At 59.1% G+C, this 8673-nt stretch carries 10 protein-coding genes and 2 pseudogenes; 9 read left to right on the top strand and 3 right to left on the bottom strand.

All coding sequences use genetic code 11. From position 1 onward, the window contains the following. From M0974_RS28470 to M0974_RS28435, 8 genes and pseudogenes are all read left to right on the top strand, one after another. The coding region (locus M0974_RS28470; RefSeq protein ID WP_297844985.1) for an ABC transporter permease subunit at positions 1 to 360 on the top strand (360 nt) is incomplete at its 5' end. Next, positions 353 to 1138 carry an amino acid ABC transporter ATP-binding protein gene (locus M0974_RS28465; RefSeq protein ID WP_297844983.1) on the top strand — a complete coding sequence of 262 codons (786 nt, stop codon included), beginning with the start codon at positions 353 to 355 and terminating at the stop codon, positions 1136 to 1138. The genes M0974_RS28470 and M0974_RS28465, both read left to right, overlap by 8 nt. 31 nt (positions 1139 to 1169) lie before the next feature. Continuing rightward, entirely contained in the window at positions 1170 to 2117 is a 948-nt protein-coding gene (locus M0974_RS28460) for an ABC transporter substrate-binding protein (protein ID WP_297844981.1), read from the top strand. Positions 2118 to 2139: 22 nt separating this feature from the next. Continuing rightward, on the top strand, positions 2140 to 3723 hold the full coding sequence (locus tag M0974_RS28455) for an FAD-dependent oxidoreductase (RefSeq protein ID WP_297844979.1): 1584 nt from the start codon (positions 2140 to 2142) through the stop codon (positions 3721 to 3723). Positions 3724 to 3746: 23 nt separating this feature from the next. Next, positions 3747 to 4181: a RidA family protein gene (locus tag M0974_RS28450; RefSeq protein WP_297844977.1), complete on the top strand. Its 435-nt coding sequence runs from the start codon at positions 3747 to 3749 to the stop codon at positions 4179 to 4181. A gap of 200 nt (positions 4182 to 4381) precedes the next feature. Continuing rightward, the gene (locus M0974_RS28445; protein WP_297844975.1) at positions 4382 to 4909 is read left to right on the top strand and encodes an NADPH-dependent FMN reductase; all 528 of its coding nucleotides are present in this window, start codon (positions 4382 to 4384) and stop codon (positions 4907 to 4909) included. Positions 4910 to 4916: 7 nt separating this feature from the next. Further along, positions 4917 to 5108: pseudogene (locus tag M0974_RS28440) on the top strand (putative metallopeptidase); the annotation flags it as partial. Positions 5109 to 5120: 12 nt separating this feature from the next. After that, complete coding sequence (locus tag M0974_RS28435) at positions 5121 to 5834, top strand: aspartate/glutamate racemase family protein (RefSeq protein ID WP_367279064.1); 714 nt, start codon at positions 5121 to 5123, stop codon at positions 5832 to 5834. Positions 5835 to 6002: 168 nt separating this feature from the next. On the opposite strand, the gene M0974_RS28430 is transcribed toward M0974_RS28435, so the two are convergent. After that, positions 6003 to 6143, bottom strand: a complete 141-nt coding sequence (locus M0974_RS28430) for an OprD family outer membrane porin (protein ID WP_297844974.1) — start codon at positions 6141 to 6143, stop codon at positions 6003 to 6005. A 130-nt stretch (positions 6144 to 6273) separates the two neighbouring features. On the opposite strand from M0974_RS28430, the pseudogene M0974_RS33415 reads away from it, so the two are divergent. Then, a pseudogene (locus M0974_RS33415) lies at positions 6274 to 6321 on the top strand (hypothetical protein); the annotation flags it as partial. Positions 6322 to 6433: 112 nt separating this feature from the next. Here the strand turns inward: M0974_RS33415 and M0974_RS28425 are convergent. Further along, entirely contained in the window at positions 6434 to 6811 is a 378-nt protein-coding gene (locus tag M0974_RS28425) for a cupin domain-containing protein (RefSeq protein WP_297844973.1), read from the bottom strand. 29 nt (positions 6812 to 6840) lie between these two features. Continuing rightward, positions 6841 to 8673: FAD-dependent oxidoreductase (locus M0974_RS28420; protein ID WP_297844971.1), on the bottom strand; the 1833-nt coding region annotated here is incomplete at its 5' end.

The raw sequence follows: 8673 nt of genomic DNA, 5'->3' as shown, positions 1-8673 counted from the left end.
GCTGCGGCTTTGGGCTTGCCGGCGTCGCGGCGGATCTTCCGGATCATCTTGCCCCAGGCCCTGCGTTCGATCCTGCCCTCGGGGTTCAACGAAATCATCGGCTTGGTCAAGGGCACGTCCATCGTTTACGTGCTGGCCTTGCCAGAGCTGTTCTACACCGTGCAGGTGATCTACAACCGCACCCAAGCGGTGATCCCGTTGTTGATCGTCGCGACGGTCTGGTACTTGATCATCACCACCGTGCTCACCAGTGCCCAGTACTACGTCGAACGGTACTTTGCCCGTGGCACGGCGCGGGTGTTGCCGCCGACGCCATTGCAGCGAGTGCGCCGCTGGCTCAAGGAGAAATCCCATGAGTGAGGCCGCCATCCCGGTGCGCGCCGGGCGCATCCAGATCCAGGGCGTGGGCAAGCGCTTTGGCAGTCAGCAGGTACTCAAGGACATCGACCTGACCATCGAACCGGGCAAGGTCACGGTGATCCTCGGGCCGTCCGGCTCTGGTAAATCGACGCTACTGCGCACCATCAATCATCTGGAGAAAATCGACAGCGGGCACATCACCATCGACGGTGAATACGTCGGCTATCGACGCAAGGGCGACCTGCTCTACGAACTCAAGGAACGGGAGATTCTCAAGCGCCGGATCGAAGTCGGCTTCGTGTTCCAAAACTTCAACCTGTTCCCGCACCTCACGGCTTGGGAAAACATCGCCGAAGCACCCTTGGCCCACAAACGCTGGAGCAAAGCCGAGGCCCAAGCCAAGGCCGGGGAACTGTTGGCCAAGGTCGGCCTGGCAGACAAGGTCGATGCCTATCCGCGCCAGCTTTCCGGTGGCCAGCAACAGCGGGTCGCCATCGCTCGTGCGCTGGCCCTGGACCCAAAAGTCTTGCTCTTCGATGAACCCACCTCGGCCCTCGACCCGGAGCTGGTGGGCGAGGTGCTGGACGTGATCAAGGGTTTGACGCGACTGGGTGTGACCCTGGTGATCGTCACCCACGAGATCGGCTTTGCCCGAGAAGTGGCGGACCACGTGGTGTTTCTCTGCGACGGTCAATTGATCGAACAAGGGCCTCCGGAACAAATCTTTCGCCAACCCCGTCATCCCCGCACCGTTGCCTTCTTGGGCAAGGTGCTGTGAATTTTTTCCCTTGTTAAAGGAGTGACTGCCTATGTTAGTGAATACTGCCCGTTTGGCCTTGCTGGCGATGGCCGTCAGTGTCGGCCTGCCAGTACTGGCCGCCGAAAGCGCCAGTGCACCCACCACGCAACAGGTCGACCTGAGCCCCGACCGGCAACGCATCCATGTGCCGCGCAACGAGGCTGCCATCGCGCTGATCCCGGCGGGGTTCAAGTTCGCCCAGCCCGGCAAGTTCACCGTGGCCGTCTCGGGAGTGGCTGGGCCGCCGCTGGCGCTGTTGGCCAATGATGACAAAACCACCATCGGCAGCGAGGCCGACACCGCACAGTTGGTGGCCGACAGCCTGGGCCTGCAATTGAACGTGGTGCAGACCAGTTGGGAGGATTGGCCGCTGGGTGTCAGCTCGGGCAAGTACGACGCGGTGATCAGCAACGTCACCGTGACCGAGGCGCGCAAGAAGCGCTTTGACTTCGCCACTTATCGCCAGGATGTGCTGGGGTTTTATGTGAAGACCAACAGCAAGATCAGCGCGATCAAGCAGGCGCCAGATATAGCCGGGCTGAAGATCATCGTTGGCTCCGGGACCAATCAGGAAAAAGTCCTGCTGGCCTGGAACGAAGCGAATGAAAAGGCCGGTATCAAGCCTGCGCTGTTGCAGTACTTCGACGATCAGGCCGCCGCGCAACTGGCCGTGCAGTCGGGTCGCAGCGACGCCCTCTTTGGCCCCAACTCGATATATTCCTATTCGGCAGCAATCACCGGCGGTATCAAGCTGGTGGGGATTGTTAATGGTGGTTGGCCACTGCGGGCCGATATCGCCGTGACTACCCGCAAGGACAATGGTCTGGTCCAACCTATCCACGCCGCCCTTGAAGGGGCGATTGCTGGCGGCCAATACGAACAGGTGCTACAGCGGTGGGGCCTGGACGTGGAGCGCATCGACAAATCGTTGATCAACCCACCCGGTTTGCCGGATTGAAGCCTTCAAGGGAGCAATTAACATGGGACTGACTCGACGTGAAGCGCTTTCCAGCATCGCCGCCGTGGGCGGCGAGAAAGCGGTCAGGGATGCGCTCGCCGTATTGGGGCTGGGGCCTTCGTCCCACCGCCGACCGCAACCTTTGAAACTCAAGGAAGGCCTGGGGCAGGGCACCCGTGTGTTGGTGCTCGGCGCCGGGATTGCCGGGTTGGTGACGGCCCTGGAACTGACCCGGGCCGGGTTCAAGGTGCAAGTGCTGGAAGCCCGTGATCGGGTCGGTGGCCGTACCTGGACTCTGCGCAACGGTGACCGCGTGGATTACAAGGACGGGCGCACGCAAACCGTGGCCTTTGAGCCGGGGCTGTATTTCAATGCCGGGCCGGCGCGGATTCCCAGCCAGCACCGAACCCTGCTCGACTACTGCAGTGAGCTGGGGGTGCCGCTGGAAGTGCTGGTCAACAGCAGCCATGGCGCCCAAGTGCGCCCCGACTTGCAGCAACCGGCGTTCACCGTCGGCCAGGCGATCAACGACGCCCGCGGGCACCTGTCGGGGCTGTTGGCTACGGCGGTGCAGCGCGATGCCCTGGACGACCTATTGAGCAGCGAGGAGCGCAGTCGCTTGTTGGCGTTTCTGCAAGTCTATGGCGACCTGTCACAGGAACTCGCCTATGAAGGCAGCATCCGCGCCGGCCACCGGAACTCCCCCAGCCATCCGGGGGCATTGCCCGGTAGCCTGACGCCGGTGGCCCTGGAGCGGCTGCTGCATCCCGAACTCTGGGGTGCCTTGTTGCACACCGAATTTCCCGAGTTCTCGGCCACTATGTTCCAGCCGGTGGGCGGCATGGATCGCATCACCGATGCCTTCTATCAGCGCCTGACCGAGCAGGTGCAATTGGGCGCTCAGGTGCGCCGTATTCGCCAGCTTGAGGACGGCGTGGCGGTTACCTATTACGACCAGCACAGCGGTCGCGAACAGGTGGTGTGTGCCGACTACCTGGTGTCTACCCTGCCGCTGCCGTTGCTGGCCAAACTGGATACCGACTTCAGCGACCCGGTCAAGGCAGCGCTGCTCAGCACCCGCAGTGACCAGGCAACCAAGGTGGCCTGGCAATCTCCGCGCTTTTGGGAAACCGATTACCGCACCTACGGCGGGCTGTCTTGGATCGAACACCCGGCGCGGCTGCTGTGGTACCCCAGCAACGACCTAAACACCCGTGAGGGGCTGTTGGTGGCCGGTTATGTCACCGGCGTCGGGGCCGATGTATTTGGCGCGCAACCCTTCAAGGCACAGTACGCGACGTCCAAGGAGGCCGTTGAACTCCTGCATCCGGGGTATTCGCATCAGTTGCGCCATCCGCTGGCGGTGTCCTGGGAGCAGATCCCCTACAGCGAAGGCCCATGGCTGCAACGGGAACATTTCCCGGCCGATGCCAGCGCCTTGCTGGAAGAGCCCCATGGCCGGGTGTACTTCGCCGGCGATGGCCTAGTGCAAAGCGGCGTCGGTATTTGGCAGGAGTCGGCGGCCAATTCGGCGCGGCATGTGGTCGGGCAACTGGCCGACCGGGTTACTCAGCAACGACAGACGACGGCCCTGGCCACGTCATGACCACCCATTGAAGGAGAGACGACATGAGCAACAGCATTCAACGCACCAGTGTTGGCGATTTTCCCATCTCGCAAACAGTGACTGTGCCGGCCTCCGCCAGCCTGGTGTTCGTCAGTGGCACCTTGCCGGACCTCGCGGACCCGCAAGCTCCGTCGGGTACTCCAGCGGCCTATGGCAATACTGAAGTGCAGACGGTTTCGGTATTCAATAAATTGCGCAATATCCTCCAGCAACAAGATTTGGACCTGGGGGATATCGTGCAGTTGCGGGTGTTTCTGGTGGGCGCCGAGGAGACTGGCGGCAAGCTTGACTTTGCCGGGCTGCAAGCTGGTTATACGCAATTCTTCGGCACCCCCGAACAGCCCAACAAACCGGCGCGCACCGCCTTGCAAGTGGTGGCCCTGCCATTGCCCGGCGCCCTTGTGGAGGTCGAGGCGATAGCTGCCAGGACGGCGTGATTGGTCGTCATCTGTAACACCCGCGCCCGTACTTGGTTCACGTGTTTCTCACACGTAAGATCTACGGTAAGAGCCCGTATTTGATTTTCAGGGTCGAGACGTCGTACGCGCCTACCGGGTCGCCTGCAATCACGGCGAAGAGATTCCGGTGCGGCGTATGCGACACTGCGCCACCTCAGTGATTAATGGAATGGATACACATGGTGCAATTGCTTGCGGTTTCCGGAAGTCTTCGTGCAGCCTCTTCAAACTCCGCGCTGTTACGTGCGGCTGAGCTGCTCAGTCCTGAAGGGGTATCGATCAAGCACTATCTGGGCGTAGGTCAATTACCTCACTTCGATCCAGACCTGGCAGATGAGCCGCCTCAGATCGTCGCAGAGTTACGAGCGATGGTAGGCAAGGCAGACGGCATCCTTATTTCGTGCCCAGAGTACGCTCGTGGAATTCCTGGCTCTTTCAAGAATGCGTTGGATTGGCTTGTAGCTAGCCATGAGTTCCCTGATAAACCGGTTGCACTGTTTAACGCGTCACCTCGTGCGAGTCATGCCCAGGCGGCGCTTAGGTTGGTGCTGGAAACCATGTCCGCGGTAGTTGTCGAGCCTGCTTCGATAACCGTGAACTTGCTCGCCAAAGGAATGGATGAGGCAGGCATCGCAGCGAGCCCGGAGATCAGTAAGCAAATCGTCTCGGCATTAGATGCGTTCAAAAATCACATTGAGGTCATGTAGGAATGGTGAAAGTGGAATGGAGCAGCAGATGCTCGATGGGTTCGCAAGAGTACCGGTATTCATCATCACCCTGACCGCCGATTACTGCGCTACCTGTAGTGACGCTGATTTCTGTGCACTGATTGAGCATGAGAGCTACCGTATCGCTCAGGTGAAGGATGAATACGGCGCACCCAAGTTCACGCCGGAAGGATTACGGCACCGAGTAATAATGCCTGTCGACTTCGACGTGCAATCTTCTTGGTTTTTTTCACCATTTCCTCGCGAAAAATTTATGAAAATAGCTTGCTTGCATACCGCAGAAAGTAATATCGCAGTCTTTGAAGAGGCTGGACTGACGCTCGGGATACCCTACGGCGTACTGACGCATGAAGTGAGGGCCGATCTGCTTTCAGCCGCTGAACTGGCGGGCGGTCTTACTTCTTGTATCGAGGGTGAAGTGCGTTCTGCCCTTATTGCGCTTTCCCTGTGTGCTGATGCGGTACTTCTTACGTGCTCAACGTTGGGGCCTGCTGTCGTCGCGGCGGGAAAAGCCACTGCTGTGCCTATTTTGAGAGTAGATGAAGCCCTCGCTGAAAAAACAATCGAGGTGGGTGGAAAGATTGTGGTGCTTTGTGCCGTTGAAACAACGTTACAGCCGACAATGCGAATTTTTGTTGATGCGGCGATTGGAGCGAACGTCTCGGTTGAGGTTCGTCTCGTTTCGGGCGCATGGGCCTTATTCAAGGCTGGCGATCTTGAAGGCTATCTTTCAGCTATTGCGGAGTCAGCAGATGCCGCCTACGTTGAAGGGAGCTCAATGGTCGCTCTAGCTCAAGCTTCCATGGCAGGCGCAGCCAAATTGGTAAAAAATGGGCCGGAGCCGATGTGTAGTCCAATAGCCGGACTAACACGCGCATTGGAAGAGCTTTCGAAGAGGTTCTAAACCATGTGATAGCGCGGGTTAGCTTGTTCTCCGTCGTTTAAGGCGCCAGGGATGCAGTGGAGGGATACACGTAGGTTGAGCACCGCGCTGAGTCGATCATCCAACGGTGTGACCTTATATAACCAGGGCACACTGGATGACGATGCGCATCATCCAGTGTGTCGGCTTTTACAGAATATTCAGCGGATAGCTGATGATCACTCGATGCTCATCGCTGTCCCGTTGCGTGGTCACTTCAGTGCGCAGTGAGGCGTGGCGCAACGCGATGCTCAGGTCTTTGAGCGGCCCTTGCTGAATGACGTAACTCATGGTCAGGTTACGTTCCCACTCTCTCTCTTGTCGCCATCGGGCGTCCGATTCATCGATTTCTTGAGCAGGCCTTCGGAGACCGCGATGGCATCGTCGAATGCCGCATCCAGCCGACCGTTGAGAGGGGGATGTGTTGCTGACCATCAGGCGTCTGAGCACAGTGGACCAAAAGCCATTCTGTATCGAGACCAGTTACATTCCTGCCGTCCGGGTGCCGGACCTCGTATTAGGGACGGTGTGGTTATTCAGACCTTCCCTAACGCTTTATGTCCATCGCATGCAGCTTCTGTTCAACGACGGGTATAAATCACCATCAAAATGGCCCCATGTACCGACCCCGCACTGTGTGCCGCGTCCGGAGCACGGCAACAGTAGTCGCCGACGTTCAGTGTTCGATCCTGATCATAAAATGAGCCTTGCAGTACGAACAGCTGCTCAAGCTCCTCTTCATGGGTATGGCTGGCGACGTGGGTGCCAGGATCGACTTTCATCAATAGGGTCTTTTCACCGCGTTCGGTGTCCTCGAACAACGGTTTGATCCAGAAGCCCTCAGCCGTTGTCGGTAGCCAGTCATCCGCCGAAGATGAGTAATAGAGAGAGCCTTCGACCGGTCCGTGAATGCCATTTTTTCCAGCGATCCTCCAGGAGGGTGTTTCATTTTTTGACATGTTTGTTTTCACCTGGGCAGTGGGTTCGTTTACAAGTCCTTGACCAGTCTCAAGGCATCGTAGATCGCGGCGTGGGTGTTACGTGCAGCCACCGCATCGCCAATGCGAAACAGCTGGAATCGGCCATCCGGGTTGGTCACTACCTGTTGCGGGTTACCGACGATCAGGTCCTGATGTTCTACTACGCCGCCATTGCTGGAGGCGGGTTTCAACTCGAAGTACAGTTCGTCCAGTGGTCGGGTGCCGTGGTTGATCACCACTTGATCGACCCGCCGAACCTTGCGCGCACTGCCGTAGTCACTGTCGATGGTCGCCAGCAGATCTTGACCTTCGCGTTCGACGGCGAGCAGCCGGAAGGTGACGGTGAAGGTGGTGTCCAGTGCTTGCAGCGAGCGCATGTAGGGCACCAGATTCATTGCCATGACTTCCGGTGCAAAGGTCCGGTCCGGTGTCATGATTTCGATTTTTGCACCACTTTTGGCAATGAACTCGGCAGCTTGCAGGCCCGCATGATCACCTGCGTCGTCGAACAGCAGGACATTGCGCCCGGGTTTCACATCCCCGGAAATAATGTCCCAAGTCGAGACCACCAGTTCATTCCCTGCCGAGAGAATCTCGGTGTGGGGCAGGCCGCCAGTGGCGATGATCACCACGTCCGGGTTTTCGTCGTGGACGGTGTTGGCTTCAGCCCAGGTATTGAAATGAAAGGTGACGCCGCGTGCCATGCACTGAGCCATGCGCCACTCGACGATGCTGATCATTTCTCGCCGCCGCTCCGATTGCGCAGTGAGCCGAACCTGCCCACCGGCCTGATTGGCGGCTTCGAATACCACCACCTCATGACCTCGTTCGGCGGCCACGCGCGCAGCTTCCAGCCCGGCGACACCGGCGCCGACAATCACGATCTTGCGCTTGCTGGCAGCCTTGGGAATGTCATGGGGCATGCTGGTTTCACGGCCAGTGGCCGGGTTGTGAATGCAGTAGGCAGCACCGCCCTGGTAGATCCGGTCCAGGCAATAGTTGGCGCCAACACAGGGGCGAATATCCTCTTCACGACCCTCGATGATCTTGCGCACGATATGCGGGTCGGTCATGTGCGCGCGGGTCATGCCGACCATGTCGACCTTGCCCGAGGCGATGGCATAACGGGCAGTGGCGACGTCCGGGATTTTCGCCGCATGAAACGTGGGGAAGTCGGTGGCGGCGCGAATCTCTCCAGCGAAATCCAGGTGCGGCGAATTGCGCATGCCCTGGATCGGAATCACATCCGTCAGGCCGGCATCGGTGTCGATATGCCCGCGAATGACGTTGAGAAAGTCCACCATGCCGCTGTCTTTCAGGCGCCTGGAAATGTCCAGGCCATCGGCCGGGGTCAGCCCGCCGGGCATTTGCTCGTCTCCGGTATAGCGCACGCCGACGATGAACTCATGGCCGACGCGCTTGCGAATGGCGCTGAGGATGTCGAAGGTAAAGCGCAGCCGGTTGTCGATGGAACCGCCATAGGGAGCATCGAGGTCGTTGGTCAGCGGCGACCAGAATTGGTCCATCAGATGCCCATAGGCCTGCAGTTCGATGCCGTCCAGTCCCGCGGCTTTCATGCGCTCGGCGGCGTCGGCGTAGTCCTTGATGATGCGTTCCACATCCCAGTCTTCCATCTTCTTCGGGAAGGAGCGATGGGAGGCCTCGCGCTCGAAGGACGGTGACACCACGGGCAGCCAGTCGCCCTTGTCCCAACGTGTCCGCCGGCCAAGGTGAGTCAACTGGATCATGACCGCTGCGCCATGTTCGTGGCAGGCGTCAGTCAAGTCTCTCATCCAGCCGACCACTTCATCCTTGTAGGCGAGGATGTTGTTGAACACCGG

Origin of the sequence: Pseudomonas sp., assembly GCF_026224925.1 — a bacterium.
GTDB lineage: Bacteria > Pseudomonadota > Gammaproteobacteria > Pseudomonadales > Pseudomonadaceae > Aquipseudomonas.
This window is presented reverse-complemented; position numbering and strand designations above follow the sequence as displayed.